Annotated in this window: 19 protein-coding genes, 20 tRNA genes and 2 pseudogenes; 31 read left to right on the top strand and 10 right to left on the bottom strand. The window is 45.8% G+C overall.

All coding sequences use genetic code 11. The features are described from left to right. Positions 1-74: 74 nt before the first annotated feature. From ushA to hemA, 7 genes are all read right to left on the bottom strand, one after another. A complete protein-coding gene (gene ushA / locus AC3D28_RS01280) occupies positions 75-1,757 on the bottom strand; it encodes a bifunctional UDP-sugar hydrolase/5'-nucleotidase UshA (protein WP_488535287.1) in 1,683 nt (560 codons plus the stop codon). 319 nt (positions 1,758-2,076) lie between these two features. Beyond that, positions 2,077-2,928, bottom strand: coding sequence for a 3-deoxy-8-phosphooctulonate synthase (gene kdsA, locus AC3D28_RS01275; RefSeq protein ID WP_098416255.1), 852 nt, complete (start codon positions 2,926-2,928; stop codon positions 2,077-2,079). Between the two features lie 84 nt (positions 2,929-3,012). Further along, a complete protein-coding gene (locus AC3D28_RS01270) occupies positions 3,013-3,822 on the bottom strand; it encodes a SirB1 family protein (RefSeq protein WP_098416438.1) in 810 nt (269 codons plus the stop codon). Between the two features lie 5 nt (positions 3,823-3,827). Continuing rightward, positions 3,828-4,211: a SirB2 family protein gene (locus AC3D28_RS01265; RefSeq protein WP_098416256.1), complete on the bottom strand. Its 384-nt coding sequence runs from the start codon at positions 4,209-4,211 to the stop codon at positions 3,828-3,830. Between the two features lie 42 nt (positions 4,212-4,253). Continuing rightward, positions 4,254-5,111 (bottom strand): peptide chain release factor N(5)-glutamine methyltransferase, encoded by an 858-nt coding sequence (gene prmC, locus AC3D28_RS01260; protein WP_488535286.1) that lies wholly within the window; start codon positions 5,109-5,111, stop codon positions 4,254-4,256. Positions 5,112-5,114: 3 nt separating this feature from the next. After that, the gene (gene prfA / locus AC3D28_RS01255; protein WP_098416258.1) at positions 5,115-6,203 is read right to left on the bottom strand and encodes a peptide chain release factor 1; all 1,089 of its coding nucleotides are present in this window, start codon (positions 6,201-6,203) and stop codon (positions 5,115-5,117) included. A 29-nt stretch (positions 6,204-6,232) separates the two neighbouring features. Beyond that, positions 6,233-7,489 (bottom strand): glutamyl-tRNA reductase, encoded by a 1,257-nt coding sequence (gene hemA / locus AC3D28_RS01250; protein ID WP_098416259.1) that lies wholly within the window; start codon positions 7,487-7,489, stop codon positions 6,233-6,235. Positions 7,490-7,623: 134 nt separating this feature from the next. On the opposite strand from hemA, the gene lolB reads away from it, so the two are divergent. The 25 genes from lolB (at position 7,624) to AC3D28_RS01125 (ending at position 14,822) form a co-directional block, all read left to right on the top strand. Continuing rightward, the gene (gene lolB / locus AC3D28_RS01245; protein WP_488535285.1) at positions 7,624-8,262 is read left to right on the top strand and encodes a lipoprotein insertase outer membrane protein LolB; all 639 of its coding nucleotides are present in this window, start codon (positions 7,624-7,626) and stop codon (positions 8,260-8,262) included. Then, positions 8,259-9,131 carry a 4-(cytidine 5'-diphospho)-2-C-methyl-D-erythritol kinase gene (gene ispE, locus AC3D28_RS01240; protein WP_488535284.1) on the top strand — a complete coding sequence of 291 codons (873 nt, stop codon included), beginning with the start codon at positions 8,259-8,261 and terminating at the stop codon, positions 9,129-9,131. Before lolB ends, ispE begins: the two co-directional genes overlap by 4 nt. A gap of 27 nt (positions 9,132-9,158) precedes the next feature. Continuing rightward, positions 9,159-10,103, top strand: a complete 945-nt coding sequence (locus AC3D28_RS01235; RefSeq protein ID WP_098416262.1) for a ribose-phosphate pyrophosphokinase — start codon at positions 9,159-9,161, stop codon at positions 10,101-10,103. Positions 10,104-10,341: 238 nt separating this feature from the next. Continuing rightward, positions 10,342-10,932 (top strand): aminoacyl-tRNA hydrolase, encoded by a 591-nt coding sequence (gene pth / locus AC3D28_RS01230; RefSeq protein ID WP_488535283.1) that lies wholly within the window; start codon positions 10,342-10,344, stop codon positions 10,930-10,932. Between the two features lie 10 nt (positions 10,933-10,942). Then, on the top strand, positions 10,943-12,034 hold the full coding sequence (gene ychF / locus AC3D28_RS01225; protein ID WP_098416264.1) for a redox-regulated ATPase YchF: 1,092 nt from the start codon (positions 10,943-10,945) through the stop codon (positions 12,032-12,034). Between the two features lie 282 nt (positions 12,035-12,316). After that, positions 12,317-12,393 (top strand) — tRNA-Met (locus tag AC3D28_RS01220). Between the two features lie 41 nt (positions 12,394-12,434). Continuing rightward, positions 12,435-12,519 (top strand) — tRNA-Leu (locus AC3D28_RS01215). A gap of 50 nt (positions 12,520-12,569) precedes the next feature. Next, positions 12,570-12,644, top strand: a tRNA-Gln gene (locus tag AC3D28_RS01210). 77 nt (positions 12,645-12,721) lie between these two features. Then, a tRNA-Met gene (locus AC3D28_RS01205) sits at positions 12,722-12,798 on the top strand. A gap of 54 nt (positions 12,799-12,852) precedes the next feature. After that, a tRNA-Leu gene (locus tag AC3D28_RS01200) sits at positions 12,853-12,937 on the top strand. A 40-nt stretch (positions 12,938-12,977) separates the two neighbouring features. Next, positions 12,978-13,052, top strand: a tRNA-Gln gene (locus tag AC3D28_RS01195). A gap of 53 nt (positions 13,053-13,105) precedes the next feature. After that, positions 13,106-13,190 (top strand) — tRNA-Leu (locus AC3D28_RS01190). A gap of 50 nt (positions 13,191-13,240) precedes the next feature. Beyond that, positions 13,241-13,315 (top strand) — tRNA-Gln (locus tag AC3D28_RS01185). Between the two features lie 53 nt (positions 13,316-13,368). After that, positions 13,369-13,453: transfer RNA gene (locus tag AC3D28_RS01180), tRNA-Leu, on the top strand. Between the two features lie 50 nt (positions 13,454-13,503). Next, positions 13,504-13,578: transfer RNA gene (locus AC3D28_RS01175), tRNA-Gln, on the top strand. 53 nt (positions 13,579-13,631) lie between these two features. Beyond that, positions 13,632-13,716 (top strand) — tRNA-Leu (locus tag AC3D28_RS01170). A 22-nt stretch (positions 13,717-13,738) separates the two neighbouring features. Beyond that, positions 13,739-13,815, top strand: a tRNA-Met gene (locus tag AC3D28_RS01165). 52 nt (positions 13,816-13,867) lie between these two features. After that, positions 13,868-13,952, top strand: a tRNA-Leu gene (locus AC3D28_RS01160). A gap of 50 nt (positions 13,953-14,002) precedes the next feature. Then, a tRNA-Gln gene (locus tag AC3D28_RS01155) sits at positions 14,003-14,077 on the top strand. 53 nt (positions 14,078-14,130) lie between these two features. Next, positions 14,131-14,215 (top strand) — tRNA-Leu (locus tag AC3D28_RS01150). A gap of 22 nt (positions 14,216-14,237) precedes the next feature. Then, positions 14,238-14,314: transfer RNA gene (locus tag AC3D28_RS01145), tRNA-Met, on the top strand. A 46-nt stretch (positions 14,315-14,360) separates the two neighbouring features. Next, a tRNA-Leu gene (locus tag AC3D28_RS01140) sits at positions 14,361-14,445 on the top strand. 29 nt (positions 14,446-14,474) lie between these two features. Next, a tRNA-Leu gene (locus AC3D28_RS01135) sits at positions 14,475-14,559 on the top strand. 50 nt (positions 14,560-14,609) lie between these two features. Further along, a tRNA-Gln gene (locus tag AC3D28_RS01130) sits at positions 14,610-14,684 on the top strand. Positions 14,685-14,737: 53 nt separating this feature from the next. After that, positions 14,738-14,822 (top strand) — tRNA-Leu (locus AC3D28_RS01125). 132 nt (positions 14,823-14,954) lie between these two features. Here the strand turns inward: AC3D28_RS01125 and AC3D28_RS01120 are convergent. Next, a complete protein-coding gene (locus AC3D28_RS01120) occupies positions 14,955-16,133 on the bottom strand; it encodes a 2-octaprenyl-3-methyl-6-methoxy-1,4-benzoquinol hydroxylase (protein ID WP_488535282.1) in 1,179 nt (392 codons plus the stop codon). 323 nt (positions 16,134-16,456) lie between these two features. Between AC3D28_RS01120 and miaB the strand changes: the two genes are divergently transcribed. The 6 genes and pseudogenes from miaB to dapD all read left to right on the top strand — a co-directional run bounded on the left by miaB (position 16,457) and on the right by dapD (position 23,458). After that, the gene (gene miaB / locus AC3D28_RS01115) at positions 16,457-17,881 is read left to right on the top strand and encodes a tRNA (N6-isopentenyl adenosine(37)-C2)-methylthiotransferase MiaB (protein WP_488535281.1); all 1,425 of its coding nucleotides are present in this window, start codon (positions 16,457-16,459) and stop codon (positions 17,879-17,881) included. A gap of 73 nt (positions 17,882-17,954) precedes the next feature. Next, on the top strand, positions 17,955-19,052 hold the full coding sequence (locus AC3D28_RS01110) for a PhoH family protein (protein WP_098416267.1): 1,098 nt from the start codon (positions 17,955-17,957) through the stop codon (positions 19,050-19,052). Positions 19,053-19,054: 2 nt separating this feature from the next. Next, positions 19,055-19,519: an rRNA maturation RNase YbeY gene (gene ybeY / locus AC3D28_RS01105; protein WP_098416268.1), complete on the top strand. Its 465-nt coding sequence runs from the start codon at positions 19,055-19,057 to the stop codon at positions 19,517-19,519. A 105-nt stretch (positions 19,520-19,624) separates the two neighbouring features. Then, the gene (gene corC, locus AC3D28_RS01100) at positions 19,625-20,524 is read left to right on the top strand and encodes a CNNM family magnesium/cobalt transport protein CorC (RefSeq protein ID WP_098416269.1); all 900 of its coding nucleotides are present in this window, start codon (positions 19,625-19,627) and stop codon (positions 20,522-20,524) included. Positions 20,525-20,556: 32 nt separating this feature from the next. After that, entirely contained in the window at positions 20,557-22,074 is a 1,518-nt protein-coding gene (gene lnt, locus AC3D28_RS01095; RefSeq protein WP_488535280.1) for an apolipoprotein N-acyltransferase, read from the top strand. Positions 22,075-22,425: 351 nt separating this feature from the next. Further along, positions 22,426-23,458, top strand: a pseudogene (gene dapD / locus AC3D28_RS01090) (2,3,4,5-tetrahydropyridine-2,6-dicarboxylate N-succinyltransferase). Between the two features lie 90 nt (positions 23,459-23,548). On the opposite strand, the gene glpQ reads toward dapD, so the two are convergent. After that, on the bottom strand, positions 23,549-24,604 hold the full coding sequence (glpQ, locus tag AC3D28_RS01085) for a glycerophosphodiester phosphodiesterase (RefSeq protein WP_488535279.1): 1,056 nt from the start codon (positions 24,602-24,604) through the stop codon (positions 23,549-23,551). 62 nt (positions 24,605-24,666) lie between these two features. Next, positions 24,667-25,341, bottom strand: a pseudogene (locus AC3D28_RS01080) (MFS transporter). Positions 25,342-25,397: the final 56 nt, after the last annotated feature.

The following is a 25,397-nucleotide window of genomic DNA, read 5'->3' as shown; positions in this document are numbered from 1 at the left end:
CAGCCTTAGTAAGTCGCGGCTGCGCTTTCAGTTAAAGATATCAGCGAGTTTGAGTCAATCGCTTTTTATCTACTCTATTGATCAATAACGTTGTTAGTTGTGTAAGTGATGTTACCAGAGGGCGCAAACTCATTCACGTCTATCGGGCTGTATGCTTCCAAGTATTCTTTCAATACTTCAGCATCGGTAAAACCCGTATTTACGTAATTAGGGTGCTCATCAATTTTAGGGTAACCGTCACCACCTGAAGCATTATAGCTTGGAACAGTAAAGCGGTAATGACCATCCAAGCGGAGTTGCTCATCACCAATAAACACATTGGTCACTTTACCGTTTTCAACACTCATCGCAATACCCGCAAACTGAGCATACGCACCAGAATCGATAGGTTTTGTTGCCACGACATTTAGGTAATCCAGCACTTCTTTACCCGTCATATCCACGTATGACACCATATTCCCAAACGGTTGAACAGTAAGCACATCTTTATAAGTGATGTCTCCTGCCGCAATAGAATCTCGAACACCGCCAGAGTTCATGACGCCAAAGTCAGCTTTCGCTCGCTCCATATGGGCCGTTGCAATCAATCGACCTAAATTCGTTTGCTTAAAGCGAACGACATTTCGATCGCCTTCAAGCTTGCCGTTTGACTCGGCAACTTTCACACTGAGCTTATCTTGGCCTTTTTCTTGGTACGGTTTTAAAAACTCTAAGAGATCTTGGTCTTGCTCAATCTCATCTTCAATAAGGACGCGCTGTGACTTGCCGTCAACTTTGATTTTCTTCTTCAAGTTAACTGGGATCAGGTCATAACTCACCATGGATAATTCGCCATTGCGGAATTCGTAGTCAGCACGGCCTACATATTTTCCCCACTCGTGCGCTTGCACAATGTAGGTCCCATTTTGTTGATCCGGTTTGCACTCATCACCCGGCTTGAAGTTTGTGTTGTATGTGTTTGCCCCTTCCATACACACAGGCTCTTGTGAGTGACCACCCACAATCATGTCCAGATCGCCCTCATTTAGGTAACGCGCTAACGCTACATCACCCGGCGCATTACCACCATGGTTACCATTTTCATAGTGTCCCATGTGTGTCACAGCAAAAATCAAATCTGGTTTTTCTGTCTCTTTTAGCTCGGCAATCAGTTTTGTCGCCTCTTCTTTTGGATCACGAAAATCGACTTGCACAATGTATTCTGGGTTACCGATCTTGGCAGTATCTTCCGTGGTTAGGCCAATAACCGCGATTTTGATGCCTTGTTTTTTAAACATGGCGTATGGTTGAAATAGGCGCTCATCCGTCTCTTTGTGGTAGATATTAGCTGAAAGCATTGGGAAGTTTGCCCAGTCTTCCTGTTTAAAGAGTACGTCTAATGGATTATCGAATTCATGATTACCCAACGCCATCGCGTCATAACCAATTTTACTCATACCTTTGAAGTCGGGTTCCGCATCTTGCAGGTCAGACTCAGGAACACCCGTATTGATGTCCCCGCCAGACAATAGCAACACACTGCCACCTTGCGCTTGGATGTCTGCTCGTAAATCATCGATCAACGTTTTGCGTGCAGCCATGCCGTATTCGCCGTATTTATTCTGCCAAAAACGGCCATGATGATCGTTAGTATGCAAAACCGTTAGCTTATACGTCGTTTTTTCATTCCATTCATGCGCAGGCTCGGTAGCGCACCCAGCTAACGTAGCGAGAATCGCGGCACTCAAAGCGGTTTTTATCATTAGGCGTTTTTTCATTGTTTTACCTTTTTATTGTCTGGGTCTACGGCATTGCACTTTCAAAGTAATGGGGGAAGCTCTGTTCCTGACAGTGGAAGAGCAAAAACTTGATTCAGTCTAAAAGAAAAAAATGGATCTAACATATTGATCTCAAGGTTATGATGCCTCGATCACTCATTATTATTTTATAAACTGCAACGCTACGAGAATATTTCACTGAATTATAAACACTTTCACAAGCAATCGTTTTGCTGTGATCTTGCACAAACTCGAGACCAAAAAACAAAAATGGCCAGCATAATGCTGACCATTTCATCTTTCCGTTTAGTGTTATTGATTATTTGATGTCGATATCTGCGAAGTTCTTGATCAAATCATCCAGTGACTTCATTTGTGCTAGGAAAGGTTCAAGTTTGTCTAATGGCAATGCCGATGGTCCATCACAACGTGCTTGATCTGGGTTCGGATGCGCTTCAATAAATAGACCCGCAATCCCGGTTGCAAGACCGGCTTTTGCAAGCTCAACGGTTTGCTCACGGCGACCACCAGATGCAGCACCAGATGGATCACGCATTTGTAATGAGTGCGTTACGTCAAAGATGATTGGGCTACCTTTCGATACGTTCTTCATCACACCAAAGCCAAGCATATCAACCACTAAGTTATCGTAACCGTGGCAAGAACCACGTTCACAAAGGATGATATTTTCGTTACCACACTCAGCAAACTTCTCTACGATGTTATTAACTTGACCTGGGCTCATGAACTGAGGTTTTTTCACGTTAATAACAGCGCCGGTTTTTGCCATCGCTTCAACAAGATCCGTTTGGCGCGCAAGAAACGCCGGAAGTTGAATCACATCCACCACTTCAGCAACAGGCTGCGCTTGCGCTTCCGTGTGGACGTCTGTAATGATCTTCACGCCAAATGTGTCTTTCAGCTCTTGGAAAATCTTCATACCTTCTTCAAGGCCAGGCCCACGGTATGAATGAACAGAACTGCGGTTTGCTTTATCAAACGACGCCTTAAATACGTATGGAATGCCCAACTTGTCTGTCACTTTGACATAGTGCTCACAAATTTGCATTGCAAGGTCACGAGACTCAAGGACGTTCATACCTGCAAATAAGGTGAATGGCTTGTCGTTAGCAACCTGAATGTCGCCAATATTAACGATTTTCTGTTCCATTTTGATTCTCTTTTTTCTGTCTACGGTACGCCTAGTGAGGCACACCGATAAAATTTAGTGTTTGTCGCTCTAGACATGTCACACTTAGTGAAGCGTAATGTGCTTTTCACTCATCACATTAACTTGTGATTTTAGTAGATCAGACGCAGGATCGTCAGGGCATTGGTCAATAAAGTACTGAAAATCAGACACCGCGATTTGATGGCACTCCAGCTGTTGGAAAATGAAACCACGATCACGAATTTCGTAGGGGTCATCCGGCACAAAGGTTAGCGCAAGGTCTGTACAGCGTAACGCCTGTGTGTAGTGTTCTTCACGTAACATGGCACTTTTGATAAGGGCTAACCAACGACCAATAATGGTTGGATTGTCCGCCTCTTTAAAGTGTTCCGGCTTCAGCTGTGCCAGTGGCCCTTCTTGACCAATCAGCCAAGCGTGAAGAATCCTTTTGCTTACATACTCCCCATTGAAAGGGTTGATGTAATCCGGTTTTTTATGTTCCCAATCAACTTTTAAAAGAAACTGGGTTGGAAAAGTGACGCCTTGCAATGGAAAACCGAGCTTTTTACCCAAATACAGTAAAATGGCACCTAGGCTGACAGGGATACCTTTTCGGCGATCTAGCACTTTATCAATAAAGCTATTGTCAGAAATAAAATACTCTTGCTCGTCGCCTTTAAAGCCCCACTCTTGGAAAAATAGGTGCAAAAAAGCATCAAATCGCGGCTCTTCATCCGTCTCGCCAATTAAAGCGGCTTTAGCGTCTTGGTAAAGGCGTTCCAATTCTTGCTGTGCCCAATGAACCTTAGTTTCTGGGTTGATTGCCTTGTTTAACTCAAGCGCACCTTCGACCAACGCAACGTTGTCAAAATCTTCGTCAAAAAACTCAAGCATGACCATTACCCAAACAACGTTGGGTTTTTGGATACAGCAATATTCGCAGCCATCACTAACCAGCCCAACGCACCGAAGAAAGCAAATACTTTCAATAGTTTATTTTTCGCTAATTTCAATGCAAAAAAGCCAAGAGCAATATACGCCAATACACAGGTAATCTTGTTTGTTAGCCATGGGGCGGCGTCGGTAAACGGAATAAAGCCAGTGATAAAAATAAGGCCAATCCCAGACACTAGTAATGCGGTATCAACGATGTGCGGGAAAACTTTTAGAAAACGATTATGACGCTTTGGTGAATCCATCATCATGAGCGCAAATCGAATCGATAGTAGTGTCGCGCTAAGTGCGATCGTCACTAAGTGAATATGTTTTAGAGCTACGTACATGTTTCTTCTCTTTTGATAAGTGTTTGCAGACTTGCTCGTTTATTATTTGGAGGCGAAGCGACCAAATGTCACTCGGTCCTGCCCGCCATAATCTTGTTCCGTAGCAACATGATGATAATCAAAGCCAAGCATTATCTCACGTACGGCGTCGCCTTGATCATAGCCATGCTCAAAAGCAAGCCACCCACCTTCTTCAAGATATTGACGTGCCAAATCCGAAATATGGCGTATATCCGCTAAACCATTTTCCTCTGCGACCAATGCAGACTTTGGCTCAAAACGCACATCCCCTTGAGATAAGTGCGGATCTTTTTCATCGATATATGGTGGGTTGGAAACAATTAAAGCAAACTTTGTTCCGCTGGCGATAGGCTCAAACCAGCTACCTTGGTCAAACGTCACATTTTTAAGGTTTAATTGCGCCGCATTGTACTCGGCGAGTTCTTTTGCTTCTTGCTTAAGGTCCACACCCATGACTTGACGTTCCGGCAACTCTGAAGCCAAAGCGATTGCAATCGCTCCCGTTCCCGTTCCGAGATCTAAAATCGGCCCAGCCTGTCCATGAGTTTTGTCCAACGCAACTTCCACTAATCGTTCAGTGTCCGGTCGTGGAATCAAGGTAGAATGAGAGACTTTGAGCGGTAAAGACCAAAACTCGCGTTCACCTATAATGTAAGCAACGGGTTCTCCAGCTAAACGTCTTGCCAGTAAAGCATCAAACTGAGCTTGCTGCTCAGTTTCTAATCTGCTCTCTGGCCATGTAAGCAGGTAAGTTCTTGGTTTGCCGAGAACATGGCAAAGCAGGACAGTCGCATCGAGAGAAGGCGACTCTTTGCCGCCTTCTGTCAATGTTGCCGTTGCACTTTTCAGTGCTTGCTCAATAGATTGAACTTGGCTCATCGATTAGCCGTTCTCTGCAAGCGCCGCTAATAAGTCCGCTTGGTGCTCTTGAATCACAGGGTCGATCAGGCTTTGTAGGTCCCCTTCCATCACTTCATTCAAACGGTAGACCGTTAGGTTGATGCGGTGATCAGAAACACGACCTTGAGGGTAGTTGTAAGTACGGATACGGTCACTACGATCACCAGAGCCTAACAGGTTACGACGTGTGTCGGACACTTCGGCTGCTCGCTTCGCTTCTTCCGCTTGGATGATGCGTGCAGCCAGTACCGCCATTGCTTTCGCTTTGTTCTTATGTTGTGAACGCTCGTCCTGACACTCAACCACCGTGCCCGTTGGTAAGTGTGTAATACGAATTGCAGAGTCTGTGGTGTTAACGTGCTGACCGCCTGCGCCTGACGCGCGGAAAGTATCGATTTTCAGGTCTGCGGCCTTAATTTGCGGAATTTCCGCTTCAGGGATTTCTGCCATTACTGCAACGGTACAGGCAGAAGTATGGACACGACCTTGAGATTCTGTTGCTGGAACACGTTGAACACGATGACCGCCAGACTCAAACTTAAGTACCCCGTACGCACCGTCGCCGCTCACTTTTGCGATCATCTCTTTGTAACCACCGTGCTCCGCTTCGTTTGAAGACATCACTTCAATACGCCAACCTTTCTTCTCCGCGTACTTGCTGTACATACGGAACAGGTCACCCGCGAAAATACCTGCTTCGTCCCCCCCAGCACCAGCTCGGATCTCTAGGAAACAGTTTCGATCATCGTTTGGATCTTTTGGTAGAAGAAGAATTTGCAGTTCATCAGCAAGACGTTCGATGATTTCTTTCGCCTCTTTGATTTCCTCTTGCGCCATTTCACGCATTTCTTCGTCGTCTTCGTTTGCCATCTCTTCAGCGGCGACAAGATTTTCTTGCGCTTGTTGATAAGCTTGGAAGCACTTGGTTACTTCTTCTAGTTGAGAGTATTCTCTTGATAGAGTACGGAATTTGTCCTGATCTCCAATGATGTCAGGATCACCAAGAAGATGTTGAACTTCTTCGTAACGTTCTACTAGCGTTTCTAGCTTAGTCAGAATAGAGGCATTCATAATGTCGTTTTCTTAATAAAAAGCGTGAGTTATAGATCATCCAAACCAAGTGCTTGGCGGATAATCGTTAATTTTGCTGGTTCGCCTTGCTCTGCCGCATTTTGCAATGCTCGAGTAGGGGCGTGAATCAGTTTGTTGGTGAGTTTATTACTGAGTTCGCGCAGCACTTTCTCCGGCTCTGCGCCAGCAGCTAATGATTGCAAACTTTTACTCAGTAACTCTTCACGTATTTCACTGGCTGCTTTACGGTAGTCACGGATACTATCCACCGCTTGGAGTGAACGCAACCACGTCATAAACGCAGCGCTCTCTTCACTGACAATTGCTTCAGCTTGAATCGCTTCTACTCTACGTTGCTCAATGTTGCTGTCGATAATCGATTGCAAATCATCGACAGAATACAAATACGCATCATTGAGCTCACCGACTTCCGATTCCACATCTCTTGGTACCGCAATATCAACCAGCAAGATGGGTTGATGTCGGCGCTGTTTAAGTGCCGTTTCCACCATACCTTTACCAATAATAGGCAAAGGACTCGCAGTTGAACTGATCACGATATCCGCTTTTGCCAGATGATCAGGTATTTCATTCAGGCTGATCACTTCGGCACCAAATTGTTTAGCTAAGCCTTGCGCCCGCTCTTTGGTGCGGTTCGCCACGATCATTTTAGAGCAACCGTTGGACGCTAGATGCTTAGCAACCAATTCTATGGTTTCACCCGCACCAACTAAAAGCACGGTTGAATCAGATAAAGATTCAAAAATATGTTTTGCCAATGTACATGCGGCATAAGCCACAGACACAGCATTACCACCGATGTCGGTTTCCGTTCGAACACGTTTTGCAACAGAAAATGTTTTTTGGAACAGCTTATCAATCGACGTATCGACAGCTTGGTGATCTCGTGAGTCAGAAAACGCTTGTTTTACCTGACCCAAAATCTGAGGTTCACCTAATACCAGAGAATCAAGACCGCATGATACGCGCATCAAATGTTTAATTGCGGCTTGTTCTTCATGCACATACAAGCTCGGCATTAAGTCTTCTCGGCTCACTTGATGAAATTGAGCAAGCCAATCGATTAACTTGTTTCGCGCTCCTTGCTTAACATCGCAGTACAACTCAGTTCGGTTACAGGTTGAAACAATCACACTGCCGTTAACCGCTTCGTGCTGTTTAAGTTGCTCGAGTGCCGGCCCGAGTTTATCCGGACCAAACGCCACCTTCTCTCGCAAGTCGACAGACGCTGTATTGTGATTGATTCCAATAGCAAGCAAGGACATCTAACGTGGTATCTCTGAGATAGGTTATAAAATAGGTTCAGAATTTTACTGTAAGCACGCAGTTATTGAAAGGGTAAGCCGGATTTGTTTTCCTACGTGTGTCTTTTCAATGCTATAGTTGTGAGCGATTCTCGATGAAACTGATTAATAAGCCATCAACCATGACCTTACGCTCCTTTATTATTTTTTTCTTGTCGAGCTTACTACTCGCTGGCTGTACTTCCGTTCCCGAGAGTATCACCAGCGTTGAATGGCAAGCTCACGAGCAACGACTTGAAGCCATTCAAGATTTTCAAGCGACAGGCAAGCTAGGTTATATTGGTCCGGACCAAAGACAAAACCTAAACTTTTTTTGGAAACACTCGGCGGCACTCAGCCAACTTCGCTTAACGACCATCCTTGGGCAAACCGCACTAAAGCTCACTATAACGCCGCAGGGTGCAACGGTAGAGACTTACGATGATCAAACCCTCTCATCAAGCAGCGCTAATCAACTCATTTACCGCCTAACTGGTTTGATGATGCCCGTCGATCATATGCCTGACTGGTTATTGGGTTTACCGACCGATGCAGACAAGTTCCAATTATCTCCTACAAATACACTGCAAGCTCTAAACAAACAAATTGGTTTAAATAACTGGAACATTGCTTATCAGCGTTATGGTGATATTCAATGGCATGAGCAGACACTGCCCCTTCCAAGCCAACTGAGACTCACCTCGTCAGACGTCAAAATAAATTTAGTGATTACAAAATGGAACATCACCCAATGATCGAACTTTCAACCCGCTGGCCTTCTCCTGCGAAATTGAATCTCTTTCTTTACATTAATGGCCGTACAGAAAACGGTTATCACGAGCTGCAAACACTTTTCCAGTTCGTCGATCATGGCGACGAACTGACTATCCAAGCCAATCATTCTGGCAAAATCACCATTTCGCCGGAGATAGAAGGCGTTCCTCTTCAAGATAATTTAATTTGGAAAGCTGCAACCGCATTACAAACTTACGCAAATTGCCCGTTTGGCGCGCACATTGAGCTGCATAAAGTCTTGCCTATGGGTGGCGGCATCGGTGGCGGTTCGTCAAACGCCGCAACCGCGTTAGTTGCGCTCAACTATTTGTGGCAACTTGAATTGACGGATGACGAGCTGGCTGAAATCGGCTTAACACTTGGGGCAGATGTCCCGGTGTTTGTAAGAGGGTTTGCAGCTTTTGCGGAAGGTGTAGGCGAAAAGCTCTCTCCCGCTTATCCGGAAGAAAAATGGTACCTCGTTGTTAGACCGGATGTTTCTATCGCTACTGTGGATGTATTTCGTCATCCAGACTTGACGAGAAACACACCAAAACGAGATTTAGAAACGCTTTTGAATACGCCAAGCGTAAACGATTGCGAAAAAATTGTACGAATGCTCTACCCAGAGGTTGATAAGAAACTTTCTTGGCTGCTACAATACGCGCCGTCAAGATTGACGGGGACAGGCTCTTGCATTTTTGCTGAGTTTTCAAGCAAACCTGAAGCAGAAACTATCCTTGCACAACTCTCTGATAATGTCTCGGCATTTGTCGCTCAAGGGCGCAATATTTCGCCGCTAAAAGAGACCTTGGCTGAATACCAATCAGCCTCACACCGACCTATTTAAACTGGACGCAAACCTGAGGTTTCCACCGTGCCTGATATGAAGCTATTTGCTGGTAACGCAACACCTGAACTAGCCCAACGTATTGCTGATCGTCTTTACATCTCTCTTGGTGATGCATCTGTTTCTCGCTTTTCTGATGGCGAAGTTGCAGTTCAAATCAATGAGAATGTTCGTGGTAGCGATGTTTTCATCATTCAATCCACTTGTGCACCGACTAACGACAACCTAATGGAACTGGTTGTTATGATTGATGCAATGCGCCGTGCTTCAGCAGGCCGTATCACTGCTGTTATCCCTTACTTCGGCTACGCTCGCCAAGATCGCCGTGTACGTTCTTCGCGTGTGCCAATCACTGCAAAAGTTGTTGCTGATTTTCTATCTAACGTTGGCGTTGACCGCGTTCTTACTATCGACCTGCACGCAGAGCAAATCCAAGGTTTCTTCGATGTACCTGTAGACAACATCTTTGGCACTCCAGTGCTACTTGAAGATATGCAGGCTCGTGGGCTAGATCACCCTGTTGTCGTCTCTCCAGATCTAGGTGGTGTTGTTCGCGCTCGCGCAACAGCGAAAGCGCTAGGTGATATCGACATTGCCATCGTCGATAAGCGTCGTCCACGTGCAAATGTTTCTGAAGTGATGAACCTCATCGGTGACGTTGAAGGTCGTGACTGTGTGATTGTTGATGACATGATCGATACTGGCGGCACGTTATGTAAAGCAGCAGAAGCGCTTAAAGAGCGTGGTGCTAAGCGTGTATTCGCTTACGCAACTCACGCAGTATTCTCAGGCAACGCGGCGGACAACATTAAGAACTCCGTTCTTGATCAAGTTATTGTGACTGACTCTATCTCTCTATCTAAAGAGATGGCAGCAACTGGCAAAGTGACCACACTAAGCCTATCTCGCATGCTCGCTGAGGCGATTCGTCGTATCAGCAACGAAGAATCAATTTCTGCAATGTTCAACTAATACAGACGTTTCAGATAAGCCAAATTGAAAGCACCCCTCTTTAGGGGTGTTTTTTATTCTATATCTAAGATGCCAATTTCAGAACGTTGCCGCACCTATCGACTAAGTTACTCTCGCAGAACTACAGTTCTTGGGGTTACTTGGGGGATATTAATCGAACGAAAATCACTTGGTCGCCCACTGTGAGTTTTCTGTGCTATCATACTTCGCTTTTTGAGATTCCAGAGAGATCCTAACCTTGAGTCAACCAATCAAACTTCTTGTTGGTCTTGCTAATCCGGGACCAGAATATGCCAAAACCCGTCACAATGCAGGGGCTTGGGTTGTAGAAGAATTAGCACGCGTTCACAACGTTACACTGAAGAATGAACCAAAGTTTTTTGGCCTAACCGGGCGCATTATGGTCAACGGCCAGGATCTCCGTTTGCTTATCCCTACCACTTTCATGAATCTATCGGGTAAATCGGTCGCTGCTTTAGCGAAGTTTTATCAAATTAAGCCTGAAGAAATCATGGTCGCTCATGACGAGCTAGATTTACCGCCGGGTGTCGCTAAATTTAAAAAAGGTGGTGGTCACGGAGGGCATAACGGCCTGCGTGATACCATTAGCAAACTGGGCAACAACAAAGATTTTTATCGTCTTCGTATTGGCATTGGTCATCCGGGACACAAAGATAAAGTGGCGGGTTTTGTACTAGGTAAAGCTCCAGCAAAAGAACAAGAGCTTTTAGACGCCGCGGCTGATGAAGCTGTTCGCTGTCTAGACATCCTAATTAAGGATGGCCTATCTAAAGCACAAAATCGCCTCCACACGTTCAAAGCTGAATAAGGTTACTATCATGGGTTTTAAATGTGGCATCGTTGGTCTACCTAACGTGGGTAAATCAACTCTGTTCAACGCACTAACTAAAGCGGGCATCGAAGCAGCAAACTTCCCGTTCTGTACTATCGAACCAAACACTGGTGTGGTTCCTGTGCCCGATCTACGTCTAGACGCATTAGCAAAGATCGTTAACCCACAGAAAGTTCTGCCTACTACAATGGAATTCGTAGACATTGCGGGTCTAGTTGCAGGCGCATCACGTGGTGAAGGCCTAGGTAACAAATTCCTAGCTAACATCCGAGAAACTGACGCTATCGGTCACGTTGTTCGTTGTTTCGAAAACGACAACATTGTTCACGTTTCAGGTAAAGTATCTCCAATCGAAGATATTGAAGTTATCAACCTTGAGCTCGCAATGGCTGACCTTGATGCTTGTGAGCGTGCGATTCAACGTAACGCGAAGAAGGCAAAAGGCGGCGATAAAGACGCAAAATTCGAACTGGCAGTACTAGAAAAGTTGCTTCCTGTTTTAACAGAAGGTGGGATGGCACGCACTGTTGAGCTTGCTAAAGAAGAGCTCGCAGCAGTAGGTTACCTGAACTTTCTAACTCTAAAGCCAACGATGTATATCGCTAACGTTAATGAAGACGGTTTTGAAGACAACGCATACCTCGACGCAGTCCGTGAATACGCTGCAAAAGAAAACAACATTGTTGTTCCAGTATGTGCGGCAATCGAGTCAGAGATGGCGGAACTGGAAGATGACGAACGTGAAGAGTTTTTAGCGGATCTTGGTATTGAAGAGCCGGGGCTAAACCGTGTTATCCGTGCAGGTTACGAGCTACTTAACTTACACACTTACTTCACGGCCGGCGTTAAAGAAGTACGTGCATGGACAATCCCTGTAGGGGCAACAGCGCCCAAAGCAGCAGGTAAGATCCATACCGACTTTGAAAAAGGCTTTATTCGTGCAGAAGTGGTGGCTTACGACGATTTCATCCAATACAACGGTGAAAGTGGCGCAAAAGACGCAGGTAAATGGCGTCTAGAAGGTAAAGAATACATAGTTAAAGACGGTGATGTCGTGCACTTCCGCTTCAACGTTTAATTAAATGAATGAATTTTAAACATTTCATTTACACTAAAAGCCAGCCGTTGTGCTGGTTTTTTTATGCTTCCAATCAAAGTTCAAAAAATTAACTACCTAATTGCAAGCTAATTTATTTCCAGTTTTAGATCATAAACGCGCCTCTTTGTTCAAAAAGAAAGCGAACAAGGTTTTTTCCGAAATTTATAAAAAAAACTGTTGACGGATCTCACTCAACTTCGCATAATGCGCGCCGTTCCCGACGACAAGACTACAAAGCGTTGAGAACAAAAATATGGTTTTGGCTACGTAGCTCAGCTGGTTAGAGCACATCACTCATAATGATGGGGTCACAGGTTCGAATCCCGTCGTAGCCACCATCCCTAAACGTTCTTTTATATAAGAGCTGTTAGGGATAGATGCGGAAGTGGCGGAATTGGTAGACGCACCAGATTTAGGTTCTGGCGCCGCAAGGTGTGAGAGTTCAAGTCTCTCCTTCCGCACCATTCTTTCTCTGAATAAGAGAAGTTAAGTAGTCATTGACTATTTAAGCTGTAGGGCTATCGCCAAGCGGTAAGGCAGCGGCTTTTGATGCCGCCATCCCCTGGTTCGAATCCAGGTAGCCCTGCCATTATTCCAGTGATATTCCTTTATAAAAGGGGTTGTCACTAAGAGCGCGAAGGTTTATATTGTTTCGCTCTAAAAGATGGCTACGTAGCTCAGCTGGTTAGAGCACATCACTCATAATGATGGGGTCACAGGTTCGAATCCCGTCGTAGCCACCATAAACAACGTTACTAAGGTTTTTACCAATCACCTTAATAACTACAGAATAAGTTGCGGAAGTGGCGGAATTGGTAGACGCACCAGATTTAGGTTCTGGCGCCGCAAGGTGTGAGAGTTCAAGTCTCTCCTTCCGCACCATTCTTTCAGAAGTTAAGTAGTCTTTGGCTATTTACACTGTAGGGCTATCGCCAAGCGGTAAGGCAGCGGCTTTTGATGCCGCCATTCCCTGGTTCGAATCCAGGTAGCCCTGCCACATACAACGATATTGAGATTTTACCAATTATCTTGATATCTACAGATCAAGTTGCGGAAGTGGCGGAATTGGTAGACGCACCAGATTTAGGTTCTGGCGCCGCAAGGTGTGAGAGTTCAAGTCTCTCCTTCCGCACCATTCTTTCTCTTAACAAGAGAAGTTAAGTAGTCTTTGGCTATTTACACTGTAGGGCTATCGCCAAGCGGTAAGGCAGCGGCTTTTGATGCCGCCATTCCCTGGTTCGAATCCAGGTAGCCCTGCCACATACAACGTTATTAAGGTTTTACCGATTACCTTAATAACTACAGAATAAGTTGCGGAAGTGGCGGAATTGGTAGACGCACCAGATTTAGGTTCTGGCGCCGCAAGGTGTGAGAGTTCAAGTCTCTCCTTCCGCACCATTCTTTCTCTAAATAAGAGAAGTTAAGTAGTCATTGACTATTTAATTTGTAGGGCTATCGCCAAGCGGTAAGGCAGCGGCTTTTGATGCCGCCATTCCCTGGTTCGAATCCAGGTAGCCCTGCCACATACAACGATATTGAGATTTTACCAATTATCTTGATATCTATAGATCAAGTTGCGGAAGTGGCGGAATTGGTAGACGCACCAGATTTAGGTTCTGGCGCCGCAAGGTGTGAGAGTTCAAGTCTCTCCTTCCGCACCATTCTTGTTCAAATGTTTAAAATGGCTACGTAGCTCAGCTGGTTAGAGCACATCACTCATAATGATGGGGTCACAGGTTCGAATCCCGTCGTAGCCACCATAAAAACGTTATTAAGGTTTTACCGATTACCTTAATAACTACAGAATAAGTTGCGGAAGTGGCGGAATTGGTAGACGCACCAGATTTAGGTTCTGGCGCCGCAAGGTGTGAGAGTTCAAGTCTCTCCTTCCGCACCATTCTTTCTCTTAATAAGAGAAATTAAGTAGTGTTTGACTATTTAATTTGTAGGGCTATCGCCAAGCGGTAAGGCAGCGGCTTTTGATGCCGCCATTCCCTGGTTCGAATCCAGGTAGCCCTGCCACATACAACGATATTGAGATTTTACCAATTATCTTGATATCTATAGATCAAGTTGCGGAAGTGGCGGAATTGGTAGACGCACCAGATTTAGGTTCTGGCGCCGCAAGGTGTGAGAGTTCAAGTCTCTCCTTCCGCACCATTCTTGATCAAATGTTTCAAATGGCTACGTAGCTCAGCTGGTTAGAGCACATCACTCATAATGATGGGGTCACAGGTTCGAATCCCGTCGTAGCCACCATTGATTGAACTGTTAGCATAAGCTATCAGTCGTGTAGATTTAAGATGCGGAAGTGGCGGAATTGGTAGACGCACCAGATTTAGGTTCTGGCGCCGCAAGGTGTGAGAGTTCAAGTCTCTCCTTCCGCACCATCTTAAATTAATCTACACTATCAAAACACGCGGAAGTGGCGGAATTGGTAGACGCACCAGATTTAGGTTCTGGCGCCGTAAGGTGTGAGAGTTCAAGTCTCTCCTTCCGCACCATTATCTCTCTCGATAAGAGAAGTTAAGTAGTCATCGACTATTTAAGCTGTAGGGCTATCGCCAAGCGGTAAGGCAGCGGCTTTTGATGCCGCCATTCCCTGGTTCGAATCCAGGTAGCCCTGCCACATACAACGACGTTGAGATTTTACCAATTATCTTGATATCTATAGATTAAGTTGCGGAAGTGGCGGAATTGGTAGACGCACCAGATTTAGGTTCTGGCGCCGCAAGGTGTGAGAGTTCAAGTCTCTCCTTCCGCACCATTATCGGAAAACCCAGCATGATTTTGCTGGGTTTTTCTTTTTTTTGATTCTGGACTCGGGAAATCATTAGGTTTTCCGAATTAAAAAAGCGAGCTCATGGCTCGCTTTTTTTCTATCTGTTCGTTGAATAGCTTACATACCTAAAGCGTATTTCAACACTTGAGACTTAATCGGTCCTGAGTTTTCAGCGAGCTTCAATGCCGCATTACGCGCAAACTTCAGAGGCCCAAGATCGTTGCTAAAGCCTTTATAGAAAAAGTCCATGCCCGTCTGCATGAGTAAGTTGTCAGGTCGACGTGTGCGTTCGTATTGCGCGAGTAAGGCATCTTCCAGCAGTTCTTGGTGTTCCGTTACCGAAAGGAGAACGTCTACATCTTTGAAGCCTAAGTTTACCCCTTGTCCTGCAAGCGGGTTGATCGTATGGGCAGAATCCCCCACTAATACACAATTCTTGCTTGAGTAGCTTTGCGCATGACGACGAGTGAGTGGGAATGAGCCAAACTGTAAAACCTCAATGTCTCCCAGTTCAGCAGGGAAGTGACGTAAGATTTCTTTCCTTAGTTGAGGTTTGCTCATCGCACACAGCTGTTTAATGCGTTTTGGCAAGTCATACCAAACCAACGAACCTTGGCCGACTTCTTGACCGTCTTCGTTAGTCAAAGAGCACAGAGGTAAAAATGAACGCGGGCCTGAAGGTGTAAATTGTTGCCAAGTGATATCTTGCTGTGGCAATTCTGTTTTCACGTTAATCAACATGCAGTGTTGACGGTAATCCCACGCTGTCACACCAATACCCGCTAATTGACGTACTTTAGAATTGGCACCATCGGCGCCAACAATCCAGTGTGCTTCGAACTGCGCACCGCTTTCTAGCGTTACAATATTCGCATCTGCACATTCAATGTCTTTTAATCGCTCTGGGCACATCACGGTTAGATTGTCGTATTGAGTGAACGTTTGCCAAAGTCCTAATTGGATCAGGCGGTTTTCAACGATGAAGCCCAACTGCTTTAAAGAGAGTTCATCGGCATGAAAACGGGTACGACACTCAGGGTGCTCCCACGTTTCCAAACGACGGTATGGACAGATACGCATTGCTTGAATCGAAGACCAAGCACCAAGAGATTCAAGTAACGTTACGGATTGATGTGAGATGGCTGATACACGAATATCCATGGCTTGCGATGCATCGAATGCCTGTGGCTCGGCCCCCTCAACAACGACAACATTTCTGCCTTGCTGTGCAAACCCTATCGCTATTGCCGCACCAACCATGCCTCCACCAATTACGGCGATGTCATATCTATTCATTTTCGTTCTTCATTGTCTATAACCTTGTTAATTGTACTTTCAGCGATTGTATTTACAAAACGGTTTATCTTTCCTGTAAAAAATGCGTGGCAGGCGTAGTATTTTAAGTTTACAGCCTAAAGTTTAGGCCTGATTCCCGAGATTAAAAACCCTGCCCAATATAAGGCGAAAGCCTAGATATTATCAGGCTTTGCAGAGAATTAACCGGATCACTAGTCAGCTGCTTTTTAAAGCAGTACAATACGCCGCTTACCGCCGTGATGGCGGCTATAATTTGAGCAACAGCTCTCCAATTTAAGTACAACTGAACGAGCGAAAGTGAGATGAGTAAGAAACTGCTAATTAAAACCTGGGGCTGCCAGATGAACGAATATGATTCATCAAAAATGGCCGACCTGCTTAATGCTGCAAACGGCTACGAGCTGACGGAAGAGCCAGAGGAAGCAGACGTACTTCTACTTAACACCTGTTCGATCCGTGAAAAAGCGCAAGAAAAAGTGTTCCACCAGCTCGGCCGTTGGAAAACACTAAAAGATAAAAAAGCAGGCGTGGTTATCGGTGTTGGTGGTTGTGTAGCAACGCAAGAAGGTGACCATATTCGTGAACGAGCTCCATATGTTGACGTGATTTTTGGCCCACAAACTCTGCACCGCTTGCCTGAGATGATCAGAAAATCTCAATCTGACGATGCACCAGTTATGGATATTTCGTTCCCAGAGATCGAAAAGTTTGACCGTCTACCAGACCCACGAGCTGAAGGCGCGACAGCGTTTGTTTCGATTATGGAAGGCTGTTCAAAATACTGTACTTACTGCGTAGTGCCGTACACTCGTGGTGAAGAAGTAAGCCGTCCAATGGACGACGTTCTATTCGAAATCGCACAACTAGCAGAACAAGGCGTGCGTGAAGTGAACCTTCTCGGCCAAAACGTAAACGCGTACCGTGGTCCGACTCATGATGGTGAGATTTGTTCATTCGCAGAGCTGCTTCGTCTAGTCGCGTCTATCGACGGTATCGACCGTATCCGTTTCACGACCAGTCACCCACTTGAGTTTACTGACGATATCATCGCGGTTTACGAAGATACGCCAGAACTCGTAAGCTTCCTGCACCTACCAGTACAAAGTGGTAGTGACCGTATTCTTACGATGATGAAACGTCCTCACACAGCAATCGAGTACAAATCTATCATCCGTAAACTACGCAAAGCACGCCCTGATATTCAAATCAGCTCAGACTTTATTGTGGGTTTCCCAGGTGAAACAGACAAAGACTTCCAAGATACGATGAAACTCATCAAAGAAGTCGACTTTGACATGAGCTTTAGCTTTATCTTCTCTCCACGTCCAGGTACGCCAGCAGCGGACTACCCTTGTGACCTGTCAGAAGAAGTAAAGAAAGAGCGTCTTTACGAACTACAGCAAACCATTAATGCTCAAGCTATGCGTTATTCTCGTCTAATGCTTGACACAGAACAACGTGTCTTGGTTGAAGGCCCTTCGAAGAAGAATCTTATGGAACTGCGCGCTCGTACAGAAAACAACCGTGTAGTAAACTTTGAAGGTAGCGCAGACCTAATTGGTCAGTTCGTTGATGTGAAGATTGTAGACGTATTTGCAAACTCACTGCGTGGTGAGCTAATACGTACTGAAACAGACATGGATCTTCGTAGCATGATTTCGCCAACGCAGATGATGGCAAAAACACGCCGCGAAGATGAGCTGGGTGTAGCCACTTTTACGCCTTAAGCTCGTACAAATAGCCATGGAGAGCCTGGTCGTTATCAGGCTTTCACTAAGTGGCATAAAATGAGAGGCAACATTGAGCAATAAAATCGTAACTTTAGAAATCAACCTAGAACCTTCAGATAACCGCCGACTTGCTAGCCTGTGCGGTCCATTCGATGACAACATCAAGCATTTAGAACGTCGTCTAGGCGTTGAAATCAACCACCGCAGTGACCATTTTACCATTGTGGGCAAACCTCATACCGCAGCAGCTGCGCTGGATATCCTAAAAACTCTTTATGTTGATACCGCCCCTGTCCGAGGTGAGCTCCCAGATATCGAACCTGAACAGATCCACTTAGCGATTAAAGAATCAGGCATTCTGGAACAAAACACTGAGTCCAACTTTGAACATGGTAAAGAAGTTTTCGTCAAAACCAAGAAAGGGGTGATTAAACCGCGCACGCCAAACCAAGCTCAATACTTGGTCAACATGGTCACGCACGATGTCTCTTTTGGTATTGGCCCAGCGGGTACCGGTAAGACTTACCTCGCCGTTGCGGCAGCGGTTGACGCATTAGAGCGTCAAGAAATTCGTCGTATTCTATTGACTCGCCCTGCGGTTGAAGCTGGGGAGAAATTGGGCTTTCTACCTGGTGATTTAAGCCAGAAAGTCGACCCATATTTACGCCCGTTGTACGATGCTCTGTTTGAAATGCTGGGCTTTGAACGTGTTGAGAAGTTGATCGAACGTAACGTGATTGAAGTAGCACCTCTGGCATACATGCGTGGTCGTACATTAAACGATGCCTTTATCATTCTCGATGAGAGCCAAAATACGACGGTCGAGCAAATGAAAATGTTCCTGACACGTATTGGCTTTAACTCACGCGCCGTCATCACTGGTGACGTAACTCAGATAGACTTACCACGCGGTGCAAAGTCTGGTCTACGCCATGCGATCGAAGTATTGAGCGAGGTTGACGACATAAGCTTTAACTTCTTCCAAGCTGACGATGTGGTACGTCACCCAGTTGTGGCTCGTATTGTTAATGCTTATGAGAAGTGGGAAGCGCAAGACCAAAAAGAACGTAAAGAATTCGAAAAACGCCGTCGTGAAGAGCGTGACGCCAAATTGCTAGAAACAGCAAAAGCAGAACTGAGCTCCCAAGTTGCGTCAACTAAGGAATAATCATGGCGATTGAACTTGATTTACAACTGGCAGTCGAAAGCGAAGAAGGATTACCTTCAAAACAAGATTTGCAATTGTGGCTCGATAAGACCATTCCTCTTTTTCAGCCACAAGCAGAACTCACGATTCGAATTGTGGATGAGCATGAAAGCCACACACTCAACCACGAATATCGAGGCAAAGATAAACCCACCAATGTGCTGTCTTTTCCATTTGAAGCCCCACCGGGCATGGAAATAGACCTCCTTGGTGACTTAGTCATTTGCCGCCAAGTCGTTGAAAAAGAGGCAATTGAGCAAAGCAAGCCTCTGCTAGCACATTGGGCGCATATGGTTGTACATGGCAGCTTGCATCTGCTAGGTTATGATCATATTGAGGATGACGAAGCCCAAGAGATGGAGTCCCTCGAAACAGAAATCATGCAGGGTATGGGTTATGAAGACCCTTACATTGCTGAAAAAGAGTAGCCCTTGGGCACTCGATAAGGAAAGGCGAACCACCTAGATTACTCTCGTGTTCGCCTCTCGATGTGAGCTATCACACTTCTGATAGCGTTACTTAATTGAGAAACAATGAACGAAGATAATTCTCCCTCTTCTAACGAAGGTAAGAAAGAAAAGGCAGAAGGTCCGAGTAGAAAGTCCTTCTTTGAACGTCTAGGTCAACTATTTCAGGGCGAACCAAAAGACCGCCAGGAGCTTGTGGATGTTATCCGCGACTCAGAAATCAATGACCTGATTGATCATGACACCCGCGATATGCTTGAGGGTGTTATGGAAATCGCCGAGATGCGTGTGCGTGATATTATGATCCCGCGTTCGCAAATGGTTACGGTTGAGCGTACTCACGATCTAGATACACTGGTCGCGTTAATTACCGATGCTCAACACTCTCGCTACCCTGTGATCAGCGAAGACAAAGACCATGTGGAAGGCATTCTCCTAGCGAAGGACTTACTTAAATACTTAGGCTCGGACAGTAACCCATTTGATATTGAAGCAGTAATTCGACCAGCAGTCGTGGTACCGGAAAGCAAACGTGTTGACCGCCTGCTCAAAGAATTCCGTGAAGAACGCTATCATATGGCAATTGTTGTTGATGAATTCGGTGGTGTCTCTGGTCTCGTGACCATTGAAGATATCCTTGAAGAAATCGTCGGGGATATCGAAGACGAATTCGATGAAAGCGAAGAGACTGACATTCGTAAGCTGAGTAAGCACACGTATGCTGTCAGAGCTCTAACAACCATTGAAGAGTTTAATGAGACATTCGGCACCAACTTCAGCGATGAAGAAGTGGATACCGTTGGCGGCATGGTCATGACTGCCTTTGGTCATCTACCTTCTCGTGGTGAACTGGTTGAGATTGAAAACTATAACTTCAAAGTCACCGCTGCCGATAACCGTCGTGTCATTCAACTTCAAGTGACGATTCCAGACGAAGAGTCCATGGTTGAGATCACTCAAGAGTAACGCGATCCCCTACGGGAATATCAGAAAATATAATGATGAATGAACTCTTTCATCGCCTCAAGCGGCCCTTAGCGGCCGCTTTTGTTGGCGCCTCGACTACCCTAGCATTTGCTCCTTATCAGCTGTGGCCTATTGCCATTCTAAGCCCGGCTCTCTTACTTATCCTGCTCGCAAATCAATCCTCTAAACGTGCACTTGGGATTGGCTATGCCTGGGGTTTAGGTCAGTTTGCAACGGGCATTAGCTGGGTTTACATCAGCATCTCTGGCTTTGGCGGAATGCCGCTGATTGCCAATTTATTTTTAATGGGCTTGCTTGTTGCCTACTTGGCGGTTTATTCAGGCTTGTTTGCTTGGCTCAACAACAAACTCTTTCCTCAATTCACTCTGACGAAAGCACTACTTGCAGCTCCAGCGCTATGGTTAATCAGTGATTGGTTGCGAGGATGGGTGATGACGGGCTTTCCTTGGCTCTGGCTGGGGTACAGTCAAATCGATGCCCCTTTCTCAAGTTTTGCGCCTATTGGCGGTGTAGAACTACTTACGCTGTTGATTCTTATCAGTGCTGGTGCATTAGCTTATGCTTGGATTCACAAGCAGTGGTTGATGATTCTTATTCCTGCCGTCTTCTTAAGCACTGGCTTTGGTATTCGCCATTACGACTGGGTGACTCCACGCTCAGAAGACACAACAAAAGTAGCGCTTATTCAAGGCAACGTAGATCAAAGTTTAAAATGGTTACCGAGCCAACGCTGGCCGACCATCATGAAGTATGCCGATCTCACGCGTGAGAATTGGGATGCTGACATCATCGTATGGCCTGAAGCCGCGATTCCAGCGTTTGAAATCGAAGTGCCGTCATTCCTGAAAAACATTGACGCGGCTGCGAAAATGAACAATAGCGCGATTATCACTGGCGTGGTCAACCAAGATGAAAATGGCCAGTTCTATAACAGCATTCTGTCGCTTGGTGTCACACCATACGGCGATTACAACTTTGATATGAGCGAACGTTATCACAAACACCATCTACTGCCATTTGGTGAGTTTGTCCCTTTTGAAGACGTATTGCGCCCACTGGCACCATTCTTCAATTTGCCGATGTCATCGTTTAGCCGTGGGGACTTTGTCCAACCAAACACCGTAGCAAACGGTAAGCACATGAACCCGGCGTTGTGTTACGAAATTATTTTTAACGAGCAAGTACGCCAGAATGTTACTAACAACACAGACTTCATTCTGACTCTGTCTAATGATGCCTGGTTTGGTCACTCTATCGGCCCACTTCAGCATATGGAAATCGCACGTATGCGTGCATTAGAGCTAGGAAAACCACTGATCCGCTCGACCAACAATGGCTTAACGGCAGTGACGGACCACAGAGGTAGAATCATCGAACAAATCCCTCAGTTCGAGACTGCCGTTTTGCGTGCAGAGCTGACGCCAACAGATGGACAAACGCCCTACCGATCCTTTGGCTCCTGGCCATTGTACCTTTGGGTGGTGCTAAGTTTAACGCTGGCTCTCTGGTTACCACGAAAGAAGAAATAAGAATAATAAAGCAGCCTAAAAAATAGGCTGCTAATTTAATCCATGTGAAGCATGGAAAAAGTACAGCGATGTCTTTTTGCGCGTACTTTCAAACTAAAACCAGTAAAGATTAAAGCGCTGTCAGGCTTCGTCAACTACGACAACATCGTTCGCATCATGCTGATTTCCCTCCCTTAGAAAATATTTCTCATCAGACAGATGCATCTCCCAAAAGACAAACGATATCCATCTACGGACTTTCTCTAACTCCCCTCTTTAAACTCCCCAGCACTCTCTTTATGATGACTCACAACTAAATAATTTCTTGTCAGCAAATAGACGAGACACAGACTCAACAGATGGAGAACAACTATGGCTTTCTTTTCTCTAGCCTATGGTACAGCGACTAAAAACCGCGATGGCAAAATCATTGAAGCGTTTTTCCCAAACCCCGCTCTTAACCCAAGCGAAGCACTAGTCAACGCACTAGCAGCAGTGGTTGGTTATGAACAAGGCAACCAAGTTATTGAGATGTCCTGCAGCACAAAGCGCAGAACTTGCAACAGCATTCGAAGCAAACGGCGATGCAGCAAACGCATCTTTCGCCGCGAAAGCAGCAGAATCAGCACAACCGCTTGTACTGGTTATCCTCGCTACGGATGAACAGCCACAATCTGTTGCTGAAGGCTTCTTAAAACTTCAACTTATCTCTAACCGTCTAGTTAAGCCGCATGGCACAGTACTGGATGGCATTTTCGGCCTGCTGCACAACATCGCATGGACAAACGAAGGTCCAATCGACCTCCCTGAACTAGCAGAGCGTCAAATCGAAGCGCGCCTAGCTGGCCGTACGCTAAGCGTTGATTGCGTCGACAAGTTCCCTAAAATGGTGGACTACGTGGTTCCTGCAGGCGTTCGTATTGCAGACACGTCTCGCGTACGTCTTGGCGCGCACGTGGGCGAAGGCACAACCGTTATGCACGAAGGCTTCATCAACTTCAACGCAGGTACAACTGGCGTGAGCATGGTTGAAGGTCGTATCTCTGCTGGCGTAGTGGTTGGTAACGGTTCAGATATCGGCGGTGGCGCATCTATCATGGGTACGCTATCTGGCGGCGGTAAAGTGGTGGTTTCTATCGGTGAAAACTCACTCCTTGGCGCAAACGCAGGTCTAGGCTTCCCAATGGGTGACCGTTGTACTATCGAATCGGGCCTATACGTGACAGCTGGCTCTAAAGTACGCATGCTAGATTCTGAAGGCAATGAAGTAGAAATCGTAAAAGCGCGCGACCTTGCAGGCGTGTCTGATCTCCTGTTCCGTCGTAACTCTGTAACGGGTCAAATCGAGTGTCTTGCAAATAAGAGCGCGGTTGAACTGAACAGCGAACTGCATAAAAACAACTAAGCTGTAGTATCAGTGTTAAAAATCCCCCAATAGGAAACTGTTGGGGGATTTTTTAGCTTAAAGCAGAATGCCTGACGTACTGATTACTGATTACTGATTTAAAAAACTCACTGCTTTGTCTGGGAAGTCAGTAAACAACCCATCGACTTTCACTTGGTTATAGAAAACATCCATCATGCCATCAAAGCTATCCGTATACGCTGGAATGCGTCCTGGATCGGCACGAAACGTGTATGGATGAACCTGTAAGCCAGCGTCTTTTGCTGCCTTCATCAGAGGCTTAATGATGATGTTGTCTTTGGTTGACTTAACATCCACCAGCATCGGTTTCCAAGGACCAATCCCTTCGGCGTAACTCGCCACTTTCTTCATACCACCGGCTTCGAACATCCAGTCATAACTGTATGGTGTGGCCTTGTCGTCTTTGTACTCCATGGTCTCGTTCCAATCGGTGTAAGCCATAAGCTGAACGAGCTTTAAATCCATGTCCATTGCAGGCATGAGCTCACTGTTGATACGTTGCAGTTCATTCGCATCAAAGCACTGCAGGTAGACTTTGTCGTCTTGCGAGTCGTAACCGTACTGCTTCAAGACTTTAAGTACAGCTTTAGAGATGTTTTTGCCTTCGTGGCGATGGAACCAAGGGGCCTTGATCTCTGGGTAAATGCCGATGTCGTAACCCAATGTTTTATTAAGACCTTGAATTAACTCTATCTCTTCAGCAAATGTCGGCACGGTAAAATCCGATTGCCACATTGGGAATCGAGTTGGATAACCCGCTACTTTGTTGCCTTTTTCGTCGATGTTAAACCCTTCCGTGACTCGTAGCGATTTGATTTCTGCCAGAGTAAAGTCAATCGCGTAATAGCGACCATCTTTGCGCGCGCGATCAGGGAAGCGCTCAGCAACGTCGGTGACGCGATCCAAATAATGATCATGGAGAACCACCAACTGGTCATCTTTGGTCATCACCACATCTTGTTCGATGTAATCAGGTTTCATTGCGTAAGCAAGCGCTTTAGCTTCCAGCGTGTGCTCAGGTAAGTAACCAGATGCGCCACGGTGAGCAATCACAAGCGGTTTCGCAATCGCACCGGCAGAGAGGCCAAGTGCTAAAAAAGTAAGACATACTGACTTTGTTTTCATCGTTATTTCCTTGATCTTGATAAAGCCAAGAGGCAGTATTCCACTGCCTCTTTAAATAAATATTACGCTAGCGCTTCCTTTTCACGCTCTTTTTGTTCGTGGTGCGCACGCTCTCCAAAAAACGCGTACAGCAAACAAACGATGGAAGTAATACAAGAGCCAACTAAGATGATGAATCCCCCATCCCAACCAAAGTGATCTACGGTATAACCAAGAATCGCGTTAGCGGCAACCGCCCCTCTTAAGTATCCAAATAAGCCCGTTAGACCCGCAGCCGTACCTGCGGCTTTCTTCGGCGCAAGCTCCAGTGCACCATGGTTCGGCCACAAGCGGGCCATCCCATGCCTTGGAACCAGCCATTCAAGAAAAGTAGAATAAACATTGCCGTCACACTGCCAGTCGCCCATGGCATAAAACCAAAGCAAAACATAACCAATGCAGACATCAGTAAGCCGCCACTTAAAAAGTAACGCGGATTAGAACGGTCACATCAAAAATTTAGATAAACCATAAGCAATTGAAACAGCGGCAAGTGCAACCCCAAGCTCACCACGACTAAACCCTTGTTCGATCAAGTAAGGCATCGCCAAGCTAAAGTTTTTACGAACTAAATAGTATCCGGCATAACCAACAAAAATACCGATAAAAAGCTGCCAATGTAATCGGGAGTAGACACCATCAATGCTATCTGACGATAAGCGATCAATGTGCGCCTTAGGTTTGAATATTCCAAACATAGGAACCTCATTATTTTGTATGCGATGGTAGAAACCCAAAAGGAGCGAACGAAACA

The sequence above is a fragment of the Vibrio sp. TAP-3B genome, assembly GCF_057784735.1.
The sequence above is the reverse complement of the archived record's forward strand: the minus strand, read 5'-3'. Positions and strand labels throughout refer to the sequence as shown.

Bases quoted from the DNA above. Each gene is read 5' to 3' on its own strand.
- ispE (WP_488535284.1), top strand. From the start codon at position 8,259: ATGATCGAACTTTCAACCCGCTGGCCTTCTCCTGCGAAATTGAATCTC.
- hemA (WP_098416259.1), bottom strand. From the start codon at position 7,489: ATGTCCTTGCTTGCTATTGGAATCAATCACAATACAGCGTCTGTCGAC.
- ybeY (WP_098416268.1), top strand. From the start codon at position 19,055: ATGGCGATTGAACTTGATTTACAACTGGCAGTCGAAAGCGAAGAAGGA.
- lnt (WP_488535280.1), top strand. From the start codon at position 20,557: ATGATGAATGAACTCTTTCATCGCCTCAAGCGGCCCTTAGCGGCCGCT.
- AC3D28_RS01270 (WP_098416438.1), bottom strand. From the start codon at position 3,822: ATGCTTGAGTTTTTTGACGAAGATTTTGACAACGTTGCGTTGGTCGAA.
- corC (WP_098416269.1), top strand. From the start codon at position 19,625: ATGAACGAAGATAATTCTCCCTCTTCTAACGAAGGTAAGAAAGAAAAG.
- miaB (WP_488535281.1), top strand. From the start codon at position 16,457: ATGAGTAAGAAACTGCTAATTAAAACCTGGGGCTGCCAGATGAACGAA.
- ychF (WP_098416264.1), top strand. From the start codon at position 10,943: ATGGGTTTTAAATGTGGCATCGTTGGTCTACCTAACGTGGGTAAATCA.
- glpQ (WP_488535279.1), bottom strand. From the start codon at position 24,604: ATGAAAACAAAGTCAGTATGTCTTACTTTTTTAGCACTTGGCCTCTCT.
- prfA (WP_098416258.1), bottom strand. From the start codon at position 6,203: ATGAATGCCTCTATTCTGACTAAGCTAGAAACGCTAGTAGAACGTTAC.
- prmC (WP_488535286.1), bottom strand. From the start codon at position 5,111: ATGAGCCAAGTTCAATCTATTGAGCAAGCACTGAAAAGTGCAACGGCA.
- kdsA (WP_098416255.1), bottom strand. From the start codon at position 2,928: ATGGAACAGAAAATCGTTAATATTGGCGACATTCAGGTTGCTAACGAC.
- AC3D28_RS01265 (WP_098416256.1), bottom strand. From the start codon at position 4,211: ATGTACGTAGCTCTAAAACATATTCACTTAGTGACGATCGCACTTAGC.
- AC3D28_RS01120 (WP_488535282.1), bottom strand. From the start codon at position 16,133: ATGAATAGATATGACATCGCCGTAATTGGTGGAGGCATGGTTGGTGCG.
- lolB (WP_488535285.1), top strand. From the start codon at position 7,624: ATGAAACTGATTAATAAGCCATCAACCATGACCTTACGCTCCTTTATT.
- ushA (WP_488535287.1), bottom strand. From the start codon at position 1,757: ATGAAAAAACGCCTAATGATAAAAACCGCTTTGAGTGCCGCGATTCTC.